Source organism: Halomonas sp. QHL1 (genome assembly GCF_001882345.1).
In the GTDB taxonomy this organism is placed as follows: Bacteria; Pseudomonadota; Gammaproteobacteria; order Pseudomonadales; family Halomonadaceae; genus Vreelandella.
In genome coordinates this window covers 1,702,627-1,719,237 of record NZ_MINL01000001.1, presented here as the reverse complement: position 1 = coordinate 1,719,237, position 16,611 = coordinate 1,702,627, and the positions used below count along the sequence as shown (strand labels likewise).

The 16,611-nt window shown below is 56.9% G+C and carries 13 protein-coding genes; 10 read left to right on the top strand and 3 right to left on the bottom strand.

The annotated features are described in order from the left end of the window. Positions 1 to 135 precede the first annotated feature (135 nt). The 6 genes from QHL1GM_RS07885 (at position 136) to QHL1GM_RS07860 (ending at position 7,183) form a co-directional block, all read left to right on the top strand. On the top strand, positions 136 to 651 hold the full coding sequence (locus QHL1GM_RS07885; RefSeq protein ID WP_071693973.1) for a CinA family protein: 516 nt from the start codon (positions 136 to 138) through the stop codon (positions 649 to 651). A gap of 38 nt (positions 652 to 689) precedes the next feature. Then, entirely contained in the window at positions 690 to 1,514 is an 825-nt protein-coding gene (gene nadE, locus QHL1GM_RS07880; RefSeq protein ID WP_071693972.1) for an ammonia-dependent NAD(+) synthetase, read from the top strand. Positions 1,515 to 1,603: 89 nt separating this feature from the next. Further along, the gene (locus QHL1GM_RS07875; RefSeq protein ID WP_071693971.1) at positions 1,604 to 2,749 is read left to right on the top strand and encodes an exonuclease SbcCD subunit D; all 1,146 of its coding nucleotides are present in this window, start codon (positions 1,604 to 1,606) and stop codon (positions 2,747 to 2,749) included. Further along, a complete protein-coding gene (locus QHL1GM_RS07870) occupies positions 2,746 to 5,811 on the top strand; it encodes an AAA family ATPase (protein ID WP_071693970.1) in 3,066 nt (1,021 codons plus the stop codon). Before QHL1GM_RS07875 ends, QHL1GM_RS07870 begins: the two co-directional genes overlap by 4 nt. Before the next feature lie 137 nt (positions 5,812 to 5,948). Beyond that, complete coding sequence (locus QHL1GM_RS07865; RefSeq protein WP_071693969.1) at positions 5,949 to 6,695, top strand: tellurite resistance TerB family protein; 747 nt, start codon at positions 5,949 to 5,951, stop codon at positions 6,693 to 6,695. Beyond that, on the top strand, positions 6,695 to 7,183 hold the full coding sequence (locus QHL1GM_RS07860; RefSeq protein WP_071693968.1) for a phosphatidylglycerophosphatase A: 489 nt from the start codon (positions 6,695 to 6,697) through the stop codon (positions 7,181 to 7,183). Before QHL1GM_RS07865 ends, QHL1GM_RS07860 begins: the two co-directional genes overlap by 1 nt. A gap of 90 nt (positions 7,184 to 7,273) precedes the next feature. On the opposite strand, the gene QHL1GM_RS07855 is transcribed toward QHL1GM_RS07860, so the two are convergent. From QHL1GM_RS07855 to QHL1GM_RS07845, 3 genes are all read right to left on the bottom strand, one after another. Further along, positions 7,274 to 8,656 carry an NAD-dependent succinate-semialdehyde dehydrogenase gene (locus tag QHL1GM_RS07855; protein WP_071693967.1) on the bottom strand — a complete coding sequence of 461 codons (1,383 nt, stop codon included), beginning with the start codon at positions 8,654 to 8,656 and terminating at the stop codon, positions 7,274 to 7,276. A 214-nt stretch (positions 8,657 to 8,870) separates the two neighbouring features. Further along, a complete protein-coding gene (gene msrA, locus QHL1GM_RS07850) occupies positions 8,871 to 9,509 on the bottom strand; it encodes a peptide-methionine (S)-S-oxide reductase MsrA (RefSeq protein WP_071693966.1) in 639 nt (212 codons plus the stop codon). A 108-nt stretch (positions 9,510 to 9,617) separates the two neighbouring features. Further along, entirely contained in the window at positions 9,618 to 10,526 is a 909-nt protein-coding gene (locus QHL1GM_RS07845) for a LysR family transcriptional regulator (protein ID WP_071693965.1), read from the bottom strand. Between the two features lie 152 nt (positions 10,527 to 10,678). Between QHL1GM_RS07845 and QHL1GM_RS07840 the strand changes: the two genes are divergently transcribed. The 4 genes from QHL1GM_RS07840 to QHL1GM_RS07825 all read left to right on the top strand — a co-directional run bounded on the left by QHL1GM_RS07840 (position 10,679) and on the right by QHL1GM_RS07825 (position 16,572). Continuing rightward, positions 10,679 to 12,190: a CoA-acylating methylmalonate-semialdehyde dehydrogenase gene (locus QHL1GM_RS07840; RefSeq protein ID WP_071693964.1), complete on the top strand. Its 1,512-nt coding sequence runs from the start codon at positions 10,679 to 10,681 to the stop codon at positions 12,188 to 12,190. A 26-nt stretch (positions 12,191 to 12,216) separates the two neighbouring features. Then, on the top strand, positions 12,217 to 13,884 hold the full coding sequence (locus tag QHL1GM_RS07835; RefSeq protein WP_071693963.1) for a GMC family oxidoreductase: 1,668 nt from the start codon (positions 12,217 to 12,219) through the stop codon (positions 13,882 to 13,884). Between the two features lie 149 nt (positions 13,885 to 14,033). Beyond that, positions 14,034 to 15,566 (top strand): winged helix-turn-helix domain-containing tetratricopeptide repeat protein, encoded by a 1,533-nt coding sequence (locus QHL1GM_RS07830; RefSeq protein ID WP_071693962.1) that lies wholly within the window; start codon positions 14,034 to 14,036, stop codon positions 15,564 to 15,566. 169 nt (positions 15,567 to 15,735) lie between these two features. After that, positions 15,736 to 16,572 (top strand): class I SAM-dependent methyltransferase, encoded by an 837-nt coding sequence (locus tag QHL1GM_RS07825; RefSeq protein ID WP_071693961.1) that lies wholly within the window; start codon positions 15,736 to 15,738, stop codon positions 16,570 to 16,572. Positions 16,573 to 16,611: the final 39 nt, after the last annotated feature.

The window sequence follows — 16,611 nt, the reverse complement described above, 5'->3', positions numbered from 1 at the left end:
TTGTTTAGATCCATCGCGAGCATAACAAATATTAATATTCACCAGAGAGGTTAGACAAATCACTGCGCTTAACTATAGTGCCTAAAAGTTGCCAAAAAGAGAGTAGGTTTTCATGGCGTATTAAGGAGATAAGCAATGGAACTGCTTGAAACAGTTAGCGAGTATTTGAAAAAGCATGAACTTATAATGGCCACAGCAGAGTCGTGTACTGCGGGTTTAATAGTTTCCGAACTCGCCAGAATACCCGGCAACGGACAATCCATAGACTGTGGTTTAGCGGTTTACTCACCTGAGGCCAAAAATCGCTACTTAGCCGTCAGTTTTGACACCATTGAGACCTACGGGTTGACCAGTGAAGCAACCGTGCGCGAAATGGCATTGGGCGCATTAAATAATAATGACGCCAATGTGGCGCTGGCCAATACGGGTATTGCCGGGCCTGAGCCTCACGATGGAATCCCCGTCGGCACTGTATGCTTTGCCTGGGCCTTTCGGCATAACCAGGCGGTTTTCCTAACCACCGAAACGCGGCGTTTTTCAGGTGATCGAAATCAGGTTCGTTTCGCAGCCGCCCACTACGCTCTGGAAATGGTTCCGCAGCAACATGGCGACGTGCTGGCTGGAAACGCGCCGCGCGTGCATAAATTGTAACGTCGGTTCTCGATAAACGCATGGAGGCAGAGCGAGCAATGACTCATCAAGCAGATCAGCAACAGCGTATTCAGTCGGATTTACAGGTGAAGGCATCTATAGCGCCGCTTAATGAAATCAATGCCCGGGTCGATTTTCTGTGCAGCCAAATGGTAGAGACAGGCCAGCACGGGCTTGTATTGGGTATCAGTGGCGGCGTGGACTCAACTGTTGCGGGGCGCCTAGCTCAGTTAGCCGTCGAAAAAGCCCGCGATAAAGGTATCGACGCAAGTTTCTACGCGATGCGCTTGCCTTACGGGGATCAGAAAGATGAAGAGGACGCTCAGCAGGCACTCACCTTTATCGGCCCCGATGAAGTGTTAGATGTAAACGTAAAGCCTGCTAGCGACGCCATGCTAAATTCCCTGGAAGAAGGGGGGCTGGAATTTAAAGATGCTGCCCAGCGGGACTTTGTATTGGGCAATATCAAGGCGCGACAGCGTATGGTCGCCCAATATGCCGTCGCGGGTGCTAAATCTGGTTTAGTGGTGGGGACTGATCAAGCGGCGGAAGCGCTGATGGGCTTTTTCACCAAATATGGCGATGGTGCTTGCGACTTGGCGCCTCTTACCGGTCTTAACAAAGCGCAGGTAAGAGAGATCGGCGCCACCTTGGGTGCGCCCGCTTCCCTGGTAGAGAAACTACCCACTGCAGATTTGGAATCACTGAAACCCCAATTGGCTGATGAAGAGGCAATGGGGGTCACCTACGCTGAAATCGATGCGTTTCTTAGCGGTCAGGAGGTGAGCGAGCAGGCTTACACGACCATTACTCGTACCTATCAACGCACCGATCATAAACGTCAGCTACCTAAAACGCTGTAGCACCATTTTGTACAAGCTCAACGCAAGCGCTAAACGCAGCCCTATTAGGTTGTTATGATGCCGCTACACTATTGGCAGCTGAGCTTGTTATGCGTTTACTTCACACCGCCGATTGGCACCTGGGGCGGCTGTTCCACAACCTGTCGTTGCTGGATGATCAGCGCCATGTGCTCAACCAGCTTATCGAGATTGTCGACCGGGAAAACGTCGATGCGGTGCTGATCGCGGGCGATATCTACGACCGTTCGGTGCCGCCTGCAGCGGCGGTAACGCTGCTGGATGAGGTGCTCCACGCACTCTGCGAAGAGCGCAAGCTGCCGGTGATCATGATTTCAGGTAATCATGATGGTGCCGAGCGGCTTCGTTTCGGCGCGCGCCACCTGCGCCAGGCCGGTCTGCATATTCTTTCCGACCTGGCCGATTTTGCCACGCCTGTAACGCTGACCATTAAGGGCGTTGAGGTGGATGTGTTTGGCATTCCCTACGCCGACCCCGAACATGTGCGCAGCCAGTTCAACGTTGAGGTCCGCGACTTTGACGGCGCCCACCGCTACCTGGTCGAGCGCATCGAAGCGCAGCGCCACCCCGCACGCCCCTGCGTACTGATGAGCCACTGCTTTGTGGATGGCGGCAGCGCCTCTGATTCTGAACGCCCGCTGACTCTGGGCGGCGCCGAAAGCGTCGCCTGGGAGCCTATGCAAGGCTTTGACTATGTGGCGCTTGGCCACCTTCACGGCCCCCAGTACCGCGGTGGCGAGCATATTCGTTACAGCGGCTCGCTGCTCAAATATAGCTTTTCCGAAGCCAGCCAGCGTAAAGGCGTGACGCTGGTGGATATTGACGCGAATGGTGTCACCCAGATTGAACAGATTCCGCTAATACCGAGTCGTGAAGTTCGCGTATTAGAGGGCGAGATCAATGCGTTGATTGTCCAGGGGCGAACAGACGCCAATGCCGACGACTACCTGCTGGTGCGGCTTGCCGATCGTCGCGCCATTCTCGACCCCATGGGCAAGCTGCGTGAGGTGTATCCCAACGTGCTGCATCTGGAGAAGCCCGGCATGCTTGATGCTCGGGGCAATCAGCAGCTTGATCGCGAGCGGCTGCGCTTTGATGCCCTGGATATGTTCAGCGACTTCTTCAATCAAACCAGCGGGGAGGCTATGAGCGATGAGCAGGCTAGCGCCATGGCGGAATTAATTAATCAACTGCAGCGCGATGAGGTTCAAGGATGACGCCGTTAACCCTCACCATGCAGGCGTTTGGGCCTTTTGCGGGCAGTGAGACCATCGATTTCACCGCGCTGGGCAGAAGCCCGCTGTTTCTGATTAACGGCCCTACCGGCGCCGGTAAAAGCTCGATTCTTGATGCCCTGTGTTTTGCGCTTTATGGCCAGACCACGGGTAATGAGCGTGATCCTGCGCAGATGCGCTGCGATCAGGCTGAGAACTCTTTGCTAACGGAAGTCAGCCTTGATTTTCGCTTGCGTGGCGTGGATTACCGGGTGCGCCGTGTGCCTCAGCAGGAGCGCCCCAAGGCCCGCGGCGAAGGAACCACCACCCATAATGCTGAAGCCCAGCTGTGGCGATTAAAGGCAGAGGGTGAAGTGGAATCCTGCCTGGTAGCGCGCAAGGTCAACGATGCCACCGCGGAGCTGCAAACCCTGATCGGCCTGGATGCCAACCAGTTTCGCCAGGTGATGGTGCTACCCCAGGGCAAGTTCCGTGAACTACTGCTGGCAGGCTCCAAAGAGCGCGAAGTAATTTTTTCCCAGCTGTTTCAAACCCAGATTTTTCAGCGTATAGAAGAGCGTCTGCGCACCCAGGCCAACCAAATCGAGCGGGCAGTGAATGATCATCGCCAGCATATCAGCGGCATCCTCGCCGGTGGTGAGCTTGAGAGCGAAGCCGCGTTAGGGCAAGAGCTTGAAGCGCTGACACCCCAGGTAGACCAAGCGCGGCAACGCTTTGAAACCGCGCAGCAGCAGCGTCGTAGCGCCGAAAAACAGCGCGATGAGGCGCTGGCGCTGCAGCGCCAATTTGAGGCCCGGGATACGCTCGCGGCGGATAAAGCCCGCCATCTTGAGCAGCACGCTCACATAGAAAACACTCAGGAGCGCTTAGCGCAAAGCACCCACGCCCAGGCGCTGCGCCCCTATAAGGCTGCCCTAGACCAAGCACAGCAGACGCTAACCACCGCCCAGGCCGATCAGCGACAGGCGGAAACCGCGTTAGCCACTCAACGTACTAACGCCGAACAGGCGCAGCAGTCGTTAGAAGTGGCACGCCAGCGTCAGGCAGAGCTCCCCACGCTGCGGGAACGGCATCGCCAGCTGGGCGAATTTATCCATAAAGGTCAGCAGCTAAGCGAGCTGCAGGCACGTTTTCAAACGGCGCAGGCCGCCTGGCAACAAGCCGATGTGGCGCTCAAGCGCAATGAGGCGCAGCTAGATAGCATTCGTCAGCAGGGCGAAACGATCGGCGTTAACCTGGAGCGTTTACAAACAGAGTTTCAGCAGCTGGCCAGCGCCCCCGCGGAGCTAAGTCGCCATCACAACCTGCTTATGCAGCGCCAAGAGCTGGATGAACTCACCCGGCAGGGGCAGAAGTTGACCAAGCAACAGCTGCAGGCGACGGAGGCACTCAACCGCCAGCAAAACGAAGCAGAACGAGCGGAACGCCACGCTACTGAGCAGGAGATGCGCTGGCACCAGGGGCAGGCCGCGCTGTTAGCGCTTACCCTTGAACAGGATGCGCCTTGCCCGGTGTGCGGCAGCCTGGAGCATCCAGTCCCAGCAGCCAACAGTGCAGACGTGGTCACCCAGGCGCAGGTTGAAGAAGCCAGGTCGGCGCAAGAGCAAGCTCGCCAGGCATGCCAGAGCGCCGAACGTCATCACCATCAGCTAACCCAGCAGATTAACTACAACGCAGAGCAGGCCCAGCGGCTTACCCTACAGCTGGGTGAATGGGCTAGCCAGCCACTGATTGAACTGCAAAAAGCCTGCGAAGGCTTGCGCCGCCAAGTTCAGCGCAGAGAAAGCGTAGAGCGTGAGATTAGCCAGCAAACTGCCGCTCGGGATGCGCTGCGCCGCGAGTGGGGCGCGCTGGATAAGCAGCTTAAAGCCCAGCGACCCGAGGTTGAAAAGGCCAAAGAGGACGCGCTGCGCCTAGAGAGCCAGCGTGACCAGCTGAGTCAATCTCTGCCAGAAGAAGCCCGCGACCCAGAGGCAATGCGCCGAACTCTCAATGATCTGGAACACCAAATCGCCCAGCTTGAAAAAGCCTGGGAGAGCGCCCAGCAGGCACTCTCGACCAGCCAAACCCAGCTGGCGAGGGCGGAAGAGCAGCTACGCGGAGCAAATGAACGAATCGAACGTAGTGAGCAGTCTCTCCGGCAGGTCCAAGCAGAGTGGCAAGCCGCTCTGCAGGCCAGCCCCTTTGGTGATGAGGCGGCGTTTCAGGCTGCGCAGTTGGATGACACCCAGCGGCAAGAGTTGACTCGCCAGGTAGAGGCGTACCAGCGCCGCCTGGCCGAGCTTGAGGGCGCGCTGGAGAATTACCAAACCCAGCTCGCGGGAAAAACACCGCCGGATCTCGCTGCGTTTACCACACTAACCGAGACCGCCCAAGTGGAAGAGAACGCCCAGTTAGAGGCTTGGCGGGGGCTGGATGGGCGGCTAACCACGCTGCGCGGCATTCGCCAAAAGCTTACCTCTGCCCACGCGGCGCAGGCAGAGCTCGAAGCCCAGTATCAGCTGTGGGGCACGCTAAGCGAAGTAGCGAATGGCCGTACCGGGCACCGCATTAGCCTACAGCGCTTTGTGCTGGGTGTGTTGCTGGATGACGTATTGATTCAAGCCTCCGAGCGTTTGGTGCGCATGAGCCGCGGGCGCTATCAGTTGGTGCGTCGGGAAGATCCCTCCAAGGGCAATAGAGCCTCGGGGTTGGAGCTTGATGTGGCCGACACCTACACCGGTAAGAACCGCTCGGTAGCGACGCTCTCCGGTGGGGAATCGTTCATGGCAGCGCTCTCGCTGGCACTGGGGCTCTCAGACGTGGTGCAGGCTTACGCTGGCGGCATTCAACTGGATACGCTATTTATCGATGAGGGTTTCGGCAGCCTCGACCAGGATGCGCTGGACCAAGCCATCGCCATGCTCAGCGAACTGCAAATGGGCGGGCGCATGATTGGGGTGATCTCCCATGTCAGCGAACTCAAAGAGCAAATGCCAGTCCGTATAGAAGTGCTGGCCAGCCGTCACGGGAGCTCGGTGGAAGTAAAGGGGGCACTTTTTTAATGGCTAAGTCATTTAAAGACTGGGACATTTAATGACTAAGATGGCGTCAGTTCATGCTGTGTTCATACAGTATGTTTTATAAAGTGAGTTAATCGTTAAACGGGCCCTAAAGATAATACTTACTTAGGAGTACAAGGATGAACGCAAGCAAGATTTTACAGCAGCTGATGCAGCAAGCGGGCGGTAGCCAGAAGGGCGGCAGTAGCAGTGGTGTCGATGTTAAGGGCATGCTGAGCGGACTCTCTAAGCAGCTAGGCGGTGGCAATAGCAGCGGTCAAGGCGGTGGCTCCTCCAGTGGCTTTGATGTTAAAAGCCTGCTTGGTGGCGGTGCCATGGGTATGTTGATTGGCTCCAAGCGCGGCCGCAGCATGGGCGGCAAGGCACTGAAATATGGTGCCATTGCCGGTGTGGGCGTACTGGCTTGGAAAGCTTGGCAGAGCTCTCAGGCGGCGAAAAATGGCAATGCGCAACAAAATACGGCCCAAAATGCCTCAGAGGGCGAGCGGGTAGAAGTGCTTAGCGGTGAGCATCAAGAGCGCCGCAGCCTTGAGCTACTGCAGGCAATGATTATGGCTGCTCGGGCCGATGGTCATATTGATGAGCAGGAGCAGGCATTGATTACTGAGCAGATTGACGCCCTAGGCGCCGACCAGGAGATGCATAACTGGGTGGAGCAGCAGCTAAAAGCACCGCTGGATGCTCAGGCGCTGGCCCGCGAAGCAGATTCCCCCCAGGCGGCCCGTGAAATGTACCTGATCAGCGTGGCCGTGACCGACGATCAAAACCCCATGGAGCGCGCCTGGCTTGATCAGTTGGGTAGTGCGCTTAACTTGCCTAAAGAGATGACCGCCGAACTTGAGCGCCAAGCGCAGCAGGCGGGTTAATGCTGGATACGGTTAATTTGTGGCTAGCCTCTGGCTTCGGGCTGGGGCAGTCACCGTTTGCACCGGGTACACTCGGTTCGCTACTGGGTATTCCATTAGCTTGGTGGCTACTGAGTCGACCATTGGGACAGCAGGGCGCTGTTATGGCTGCCTTGCTGATACTTGCGGTGCCGGTTTGTCACTATGCCTCGCAGCAATTTGCCGGTTTGGATCATGGCAGCATCGTTGCCGATGAGTATTTGGCGTTTCCGCTCGCGGTCATTGGGTTGCAGGCAGCACGCCATCCGCTGGTTATGGCGCTGGCATTCGGTGTTTATCGCTTTTTCGATGCCCTGAAGCCGCCGCCGATTCATCTGGCAGAGTATGTTAACGGCGGTTTTGGCATTGTGTTAGACGATGTGATTGCGGCGCTGGTGACCTGGGTAGTAATGGCGATTGGGATAAAGCTGTGGCTGCGTCGATCCTCCGGGCAACAGTTAAACTCGTAATCGTACTCGAAACGAAAAAAAGCGCCGCTCGCCTAATGAAAAGCTAGCGGCGCTCTCGGTTATCGCTCACGATTATGAGCGTTTACTGCATTACTCTTGAACGACAATCACCGACTTGGCATTGACGAACTCGTGCATGCCGAAGCCGCCGTGCTCGCGACCGTAACCGGAGTTTTTAACACCGCCGAAAGGCATTTCCGGGGTAGCAACACCAAAGCCGTTTATGAATACCATGCCGGTATCAAAGTACTTGCTGGCTAGTTCGGTGGCGCGTTTCACATCTTTAGAGATGATGCCGCCGCCCAGGCCGTAACGGCTATCGTTGGCAATGCGCATGGCATCTTCGTCATCTTTGGCACGAATCAGCGCAGCGACGGGGCCAAACAGCTCGTCGTCATAAGCAGGCTGTCCGGGGGTGACGTTATCCAGCACGGTGACCGGGTAAAACGCGCCCTTACCGGATGGCTTTTCGCCACCGCAGAGAATCTTCGCGCCTTTGCGCACGCTCTCTTCCACTTGGTCGTGGAGACCATCGCGCAGATCCACGCGAGCCATGGGGCCCAGGTCGCTGTCTTCTTGGGTCGGGTCTCCCGCTTTAAGCGACTGCATGCGTTCTACATAGCGCTGTTTAAACGTTTCGTAGTTCTTTTCAGTGACCACAAAACGCTTGGCCGCGACGCAGGTTTGCCCGCCGTTGTAGACGCGCCCCTGTACGCAGGTGTCGATGGCGACATCCATGTCGGCGTCATCGAGCACTAGATAGGCATCGTTAGAGCCCAGCTCAAGCACGGTCTTTTTAAGGTGTTCGGCCGCTTTGCCAGCGACTTTGCGACCTGCGCCATCACTACCCGTTAGGGTTACGCCACGTACCGCAGAATGAGCAATCACTTCATCAGAAACATCGTGAGAGATCACCAACGTACGGAAGACGTTTTCCGGAAGACCCGCTTCGCGGTAGATTTTTTCTAGCAGCAGGCCGCTGCCGGTCACGTTTTCAGCGTGTTTTAGCAGCACGCCGTTACCCGCCATAATATTGGCGATAGAGTAGCGTACTACCTGATATGCGGGGAAGTTCCAGGGCTGAATGCCGTAGATCACACCCATCGGTGAGTAGGTCACAAAACCGCGCTCGCCATTGCCAGGCTGACGCTCTTCGTCGGCTAGCTTTTTGGGGCCATGTTCAGCGGTGTAGTCACAGATGCCGGTGCAAAGATCAACTTCCTGGCGGGCCTGAGAAGGCAGTTTGCCCATCTCTTTGACCATCAGGTCGGCAAGCTCTTCTTTATGCGTTTGCATCGCTTGGCCAATAGCTTTGACCGTTTTAGCGCGGCTTTCCAGCGATTCTAGGCGCCAATCGAGAAACGCCTCGTAGCAGGCGTCCACTACCTGCTTAGCTTCTGCGCTGCTCATTAGCGCATAAGTTTTGAGGGTTTCACCATTGGTGGGATTAATCGTTTTGATGCTGTTGCTCATAAGATCTCCTATCTATAGATCAACGGTTTTGCCAAAGCGTCCAGCTCCTGGGCGCCTAATCGACCGGTCTATTATTGATACGCAGTCACTGTAGTACAAAAAGAACGACCATGCATAACGTCAGCGTTATCTTTTTGGCAACGATTAAAGCAATCGGTTCAACCCATCGGTTCAACCCATCAGTCCAGCCAATGTGTTCAAGCTGTAGCGCTTGCTACTCAAACGACGGGCCACCGGCTTCTTCACCCCACACTTCTTCCAGGCGGCCGTCGCGACCACAGCTGTAGCGGTAGAACTTATAGCGCACGGGGTTCTTTTGATAATAGTCCTGGTGGTACTCCTCAGCAGGCCAGAACGTAGTGGCTGGTACTATTTGGGTGGCGATCTCCCGGTCAAAGCGCGCTTCCATGTCGGCTTTGGACGCTTCGGCCAGTTCACGCTGGGCTTCGTCGTGATAGAAGATCGCTGAGCGGTATTGGTCGCCCACATCACAGAACTGGCGGTCAACCGCAAAGGGGTCAATGTTGCGCCAGAAAATTTCTAATAACTGCACGTAGCTGATTTGCTCAGAATCGTACTCGACCTTTACGACCTCAGCGTGGCCCGTGTTACCTCGGGTAATATCTTCGTAGCTGGGATTCTCAAGCTCGCCGCCGATATAGCCGGAAATAGTCGCACTGACGCCGGGTTGGTCATCGTACGGCGGTTCCATACACCAGAAGCAGCCACCGGCAAAGGTCGCTTCTGCACTGCTCTGTTGTTGAGAGGACTGAGCTTGAAGCGAAGGGCTGGCTAGGCCTGCGGCAGCCAACACACCAAGCGTGAATGGACGAAGAAGGGGCAGTCGGATCATTGCAAGCACTCCAGTGGCGGGGGCAAGTTACTGCCTATTATTGAGTCGATTAGTGGCTTGGTGTTCCCTTTCCTTACAGCCCCTTTCTCACAACCCTTTTTTTATGACTTAACCTAGACGATGGGGCCATACCTCATCCAGCGTACTGAGCGCAGCGTTGACAGTCGATTCGTTGGTGCTTTCATGACGCCAAATAAAGCTTAACGCGCAGGGCAGACGAATATTCTCCGCTACCGCTAGGCCGCTCTCTTGGCGCTCGGTCATCGCTAGGGCGTCTCGGGCCAGGCTTAGACCAACGCCTGCGCGTACCAGGTCAAGCATGCAGGCCTCCTGATCCACTTGGGCTACCCGGTTGGGAACTGCGCCGCTCGGTGCCAGCGCCTGCTTTAACAGCCGGTGGTGGGCGGAATCCTGTGGCGTAACGATCCAGGGCAGCGTGGCTAAGTGCTCCCAACGGGTATCAGTGAGTCGGTTTTCCCAGCCTGAAGGGGCTATTACGTGATAATCAAAGTGGGTTAGCTCACGCCAAGCCAGCGCCTCATGGCCTTCTCCAGGGCCTTGCGCAGGCGGCGCCAGGTAAAAGCCAACATCTAAATCCCTCTGTTCAATGCGATTAAGCACGCTGCCACTCATACCATGGTGCAGTTCGGTTTCTAACTGCGGCGCACGGGCCATTAGGCGGCGTAAAAAAGCCCCCAGACGTAGAAATTCGGGGTCGACAATGGTACCGATTGAGAGCTTGCCGCGCAGCGTGCTGTGTAACGTTCCGGCGGTTTGCTCAAACGCCTGAGCGCTGGCCAGGGCTTTTTCAGCTGCAGGTAATAACGCATGGCCGTCGGCCGTCAGCGCTAGACCCTGAGGGCGCCGACTAAACAGCGTGAGTCCTATATTCGCCTGCAGCTGCTTCAACTTTAGGCTAATGGCCGGTTGGGTTAGGTGCAACTGTTCTGCGGCGCGTGACACGCTGCCCGTTCGTGCAACGGCCACGAAGGCGCGTAGGGTGGCGTACTCTTGCATGATGGCCCTCAAATACGTGCTGTGATATTAGCAGAGCTTATAACTGGCTTTTAAATAACTCAATTGATCCGTTCGCAGGGCCCAGTAGGCTAGGCTGAAGGTAAGCTCTTTGCACACGCTCTCAGCATGCGTTCTTAAAACAGGTACTCCTCATGACAACAACAGCGATTCAACACTTTATTAATGGCCAGGTCAGCGCTGGTGAATCTTCTCACTCTCAGGATGTATTCAACCCCGCCACCGGCCGTGTTACCGGTCGTGTATCGCTGGCTTCCCCGGCGGACGTCAATACCGCGGTAGAGGCCGCCCAAGCCGCTTTTCCCGCCTGGGCCGATACCCCACCCATTCGACGCGCCCGGGTGATGTTCAAGTTTTTAGAGCTGTTAAACGCGCATAAAGATGAGCTAGCCGAAGCGATTACCAAAGAGCACGGCAAGGTGTTCACCGATGCCCAGGGTGAAGTGGCCCGCGGTATCGATATTGTGGAATTCGCCTGCGGTATCCCACAGTTGTTAAAGGGCGATTACACCGAGCAAGTGAGCACAGGGATCGATAACTGGACGATGCGCCAGCCGTTAGGTGTCGTGGCTGGTATAACGCCATTTAATTTCCCGGCCATGGTGCCGATGTGGATGTTCCCGCTGGCAATAGCGGCGGGTAATACGTTTATTTTGAAACCCAGCCCGCTCGACCCCAGCGCTTCGCTGCTGATGGCCGATTTGTTGAAGCAGGCGGGCCTGCCCGACGGCGTGTTCAACGTTGTGCAGGGTGATAAAGACTCCGTGGAAGCGCTCATCGACCATCCTCACGTTAAAGCGCTGTCGTTTGTGGGCTCAACGCCGATTGCCAATCTCATCTATGAGCGTGGCGCGCGCAACGGCAAGCGCATTCAAGCTTTGGGCGGGGCCAAAAACCATATGGTGGTAATGCCGGATGCGCATTTGGATAAAGCTGTCGACGCACTGATCGGTGCCGCCTATGGCTCTGCCGGCGAGCGCTGTATGGCGATTAGCGTGGCGGTGTTGGTCGGCGATGTGGCGGATAAGGTCGTCCCGGCATTGGCGGAGCGAGCTAAAGCACTGAAAGTAAAAGATGGCATGCAGCTGGATGCGGAAATGGGCCCCATTGTGACTCGCCAAGCCCACCAGCGGATTACCGGGTACATCGAAAAAGGCGTGGCTGAAGGCGCTGAACTGGTGGTCGATGGCCGCAACTTTAATGCCTCATCGGCAGGCGAGGAGTGCGCCGACGGGTTCTGGATGGGCGGCACGCTGTTCGACCAGGTCACTCCCGAGATGACGATCTACAAAGAGGAGATTTTTGGCCCGGTGCTGGTCTGCGTGCGAGTGCCGGATATTGCCACCGCGATCCAGTTGATTAACGACCATGAGTTCGGCAATGGCGTTAGCTGCTTTACCGAAAGCGGCACGGTAGCGCGGGAGTTTGGCCGCCGCATTCAGGTCGGCATGGTAGGTATCAATGTGCCCATTCCGGTGCCTATGGCGTGGCACGGCTTTGGCGGCTGGAAGCGCTCGATGTTTGGTGATACTCACGCCTACGGCGAAGAGGGCGTGCGTTTCTACACCAAGCAGAAATCGATTATGCAGCGCTGGTCAGATTCGATTGATGCCGGGGCTGAGTTTGTAATGCCCACGGCGAAGTAACGCCCACACGTTACCGGAGCCGACTAATGTCAGAACCCACCAATAACAATTTCGACTATATCGTGATCGGCGCAGGCACCGCGGGGTGCCTGCTGGCGAATCGTTTGAGCGCCAATCCCAATAATAAGGTGCTGCTGATAGAGGCGGGCGGTCGCGATAACTATCACTGGATTCATATTCCGGTGGGCTATCTCTACTGCATTAATAACCCACGCACCGATTGGCTGTTTCGCACTGAGCCCGATAAAGGGCTCAATGGACGTTCGCTGATTTACCCGCGGGGGAAAACCCTGGGCGGCTGCTCCAGCATCAACGGCATGATCTATATGCGCGGCCAGGCCCGGGACTACGACCACTGGGCGGAAGTCACCGGCGACGACGCTTGGCGCTGGGAGAACTGCCTTCCCGACTTTATCAAACACGAAGACCACTACCGCCTGGACGAGGGCGGCGATGCTGATGCAAAACACCGCGACTTTCACGGCCACGGTGGCGAGTGGCGGATCGAAAAGCAGCGCCTTAAGTGGCAGGTGCTGGATGATTTCGCCGAAGCTGCCGTGCAGGCGGGCATCCCGCGTACCGACGATTTTAACCGCGGCTCTAACGAAGGCGTGGCCTACTTTGAGGTCAATCAGCGCTCGGGCTGGCGCTGGAATACGGCCAAAGCGTTTTTACGCCCCGCGTTGAAACGCGACAACTTAACGCTATGGCACTCCACCCAGGTCAATCGGCTGCTTTTTCAGAGAGCGGAGGAATTGCGCTGCATAGGTGTGGAGGTAGAGCGCGGAGGTAAAACCCAGCGTGCGATGTTAAGCAAGGAAGGTGGCAGTTCAGAAGTGGTGCTTTCTGCGGGCGCTATTGGTACGCCACATCTACTTCAGCTTTCCGGCGTGGGGCCCGCAGAGACACTGCGTGAGCACGGCGTTGAGGTCGAGCATGAGTTGCCGGGCGTCGGCGAGAATTTGCAGGATCACCTGCAGATTCGTTCGATATATCGCATTAACAACGGTAAAACCCTCAATGCCATGACCAGCACGCTGTGGGGTAAAGCGGGAATTGGCCTTGAGTACCTGCTTAAACGCTCTGGGCCGATGAGCATGGCACCTTCGCAGCTGGGCGCTTTTACCCGCAGTGCCCAGGATCAGCCGCACCCCAATATTGAGTATCACGTGCAGCCGCTAAGCCTGGAAGCCTTTGGACAGCCGCTGCACCCGTACCCGGCAATTACCGCCAGTGTATGCAATTTGAACCCTACCAGCCGGGGCACCGTGCGACTTAAAAGCAGCGACCCGCGTCAGGCCCCGGCGATTTCTCCCAATTACCTGAGTACTCCTGAAGATCGCAAGGTCGCCGCGGATTCTCTACGGGTGACGAGGCGTATCGCCGAGCAGCCTGCGTTTGCCAAATACGCGCCGGAAGAGGTGAAACCCGGCGTCGAGTACCAAAGCGACGATGAGCTGGCCCGGCTGGCCGGTGATATTGGCACGACTATTTTCCACCCCGTTGGCACCGCAAAAATGGGCCGCGAGGATGATGCCATGGCAGTGGTGGATGCACGGCTGCGAGTGCGCGGCGTTAGAGGACTGCGGGTGGCTGATGCGAGCGTTATGCCAACCATCACCAGCGGCAATACGAACTCGCCCACGCTGATGATTGCGGAGAAGGCCGCCGGTTGGATGCTGGCTGAGGGCTAGGGAGTGGCAGCAGAGGTGGTTCAATTTCCGTTAGCTTTTTGATTGCGCATTGATATTTTTATATTTATTTTGGCTATTAACGGCTTTAGTGAATTCTGACCATACTCTAATCCAGAGCAATCAGTGAATTCCTGAAACGGCGTAACGCCATGACCCTAAGGTTTGATGACTTCGAGCTTGATCCGGCGCGCTACGAGCTGCGTCGGCTCGGCGAGTTGCGTCGAGTGGAACCGATGGTGTTCGATCTGATTGAGCATTTCGCCCACCACCCAGACCGGGTCTTCAGCCGCGACGAACTAATTGAGGCCGTGTGGGCAGGGCGGATCGTCTCTGATGCGACTGTCGGCTCCTGTATCAAGCAGGCGAGACGTGCGCTGGGCGACAGCGGCACTACCCAGAGCTTAATCAAAACGGTGCGCAGTCGTGGTTTCCGCTTCACCGCGAAGGTCACTGACTCCGACGATGAAACGCCAACCCGGCCCTCGCCCGTCGCCACTGCGCCTGCAGGTAGCGACTACCCTTCTCTGCTCATCCTTCCGCTGCACGCTCTTGCCGATACGCCCGAGCTGGTCCGCTTCGCTGACGCGCTAACCGGGGAATTGAATTCCATCCTTACGCGAATACCGTTACTGCGACTGAGCGCCCGGGGCGGTTATTACGTTGACCGCTCTGTGACGCCAACCGCACGTGGGTTTTACGAGGCGCTAGGAGTCGACTACGTACTGGAAGGTAGCGTACAAGCCTGGCCTGATAATGGCGCTGAGCGTGTGCGCATCACCGTTCATTTGGCCGATGCCAAGTCCGGTTTTCGCCTTTGGGCTGAGACCTTCACGCTGGCCGCGCCGTTTTGCGAGGTCCTCAATGCTGCTGTGCTCGCCATTATCGCCAAGCTGGAACCACAATTGAACCGCGCTATTTATCGCACGGTATGCACCATCGATGGTGAGCATAGCGCACGTCAACTTTACCTACAGGCCAGTGGAATCCTGGCGATGCAGGGCTGGCATCACGAGTCCTTTTCGGTGGCGGCGAATCTCCTGCGGCGAAGTTGGCAACTGGAACCAGGGTTCGCGCTGGCAGCGGCCTATCTCTCGCTAGTGCGCGGTCTGGGGCATCGCTTTGACCTAATGAGCGACCGCGAGCAAGCCTGGGCGGAGGCGCTGGAGGTCGCTGAGCGGGCGTTGGAGCTCGACAGCAACGACTCAATCGTGCTTGGTTTTGCTGGCTGCGCGCTTGCCGATATCGGCTATTCTGACCGCGCTTTACCAATTCTGCGTAATGCCGTGGAGCTCAAACCGGCCAACGCCCAAGCCTGGGCTGCATTGGGTTCAGCGTACCTGGTTGGCAAGCGCCCCAGTGAAGCGATAGTTCATCTGCGCCACGGTATTCGCATCAGCCCGCTCGACAGCCGTCTGTCGATTTGGGGCTCGGTGCTCGCCGTTGCTCACTTGCTTCTCGGGGACTGCGACGCCGCCCGCGAGCAGGCCGAATTGGCCTGTCAGCGTAGTGATCGCTGCTATATGCCGCGCATCGTTCTGGCCGCCACCCATCGGCTCACTGGCCGACATGTCCTTGCGCGCCAAGTGCTGGACGATGCTTACCGTATTAAACCCGATCTGTCACCCGAGCAGGTGGTCGCCCTGGTCGGGCAAAAGCATGGTGCCCGGCTGATGGCGTTGTAGTCACCGCCACAAACACACCACGATATCGCCACACAATCCCCCGTCAATTTCCATAAGGTTCACAAGCTAGAAACGGTGGCGTTGCTTAGGCTGGGTTTACCGTTCAGAGGGCGTCCACCAAGACGTTTTTTTCGACGGTTCCTCCATAACAAACCAAAGGAGTCCAGCCATGAATTTATCTACCTCACCCGAACCGAAGGTCGCCACTCCCGATTACACAGCGATCAAGGCCAAGCAGCAAGCGGTCTGGGGTGCCGGTGACTATGCGCGCATCGGTGTCACCCTGCAGATCGTGGGCGAACAACTATGCGAAGCCATGGATCTGCGTGCCGGTCAGTCTGTGCTTGACGTTGCTGGTGGTAACGGCAATGCCTCGCTGGCTGCAGCCCGGCGTTTTTGCAAGGTTGTCTCCACCGACTATGTCGATGCATTGCTAGCTAAATCTGCCAAGCGTGCTGAAGTGGAAGGACTGGCGATCGACTATCAGACGGCAGATGCCGAGAATCTGCCGTTCGCCGACAACACTTTTGACAACGTGATCTCCACTTACGGAGTGATGTTCACGCCCAATCAAGTTCAATCCGCTTCGGAGCTGCGCCGAGTGTGTAAGCCTGGCGGCAAGATTGGTTTGGCAAATTGGACCCCCGCGAGCTTTATCGGCCAGTTGTTTAAGACCGTCGGGGGCTACCTGCCACCGCCAACGGGAGTAAACTCCTCAGCGGCCTGGGGCACGCGAGAGTTTCTCGATGCGCAGTTCGGCCCATATGTGCAGGCGATTGAAGCCCAGCCACGGCATTTCACCTTCCGCTACCAGTCGCCGCAACATTGGCTGGACGTATTCAGCACCTACTACGGGCCGACAGTAAAGGCCTTTGAGGCTCTGGATGCAGAGGCTGGGCAGGCACTGCGCGCGGATATGATCACCCTGATCGACGCGCACAATCGCGCCGCGGACGGCACCATGGTTGTGCCTTCGGAATATCTGGAGGTTGTTATTACGCGTTAGTTTGGTGATAGGGCGGCAGTAGCCGCCCACTTTTATACC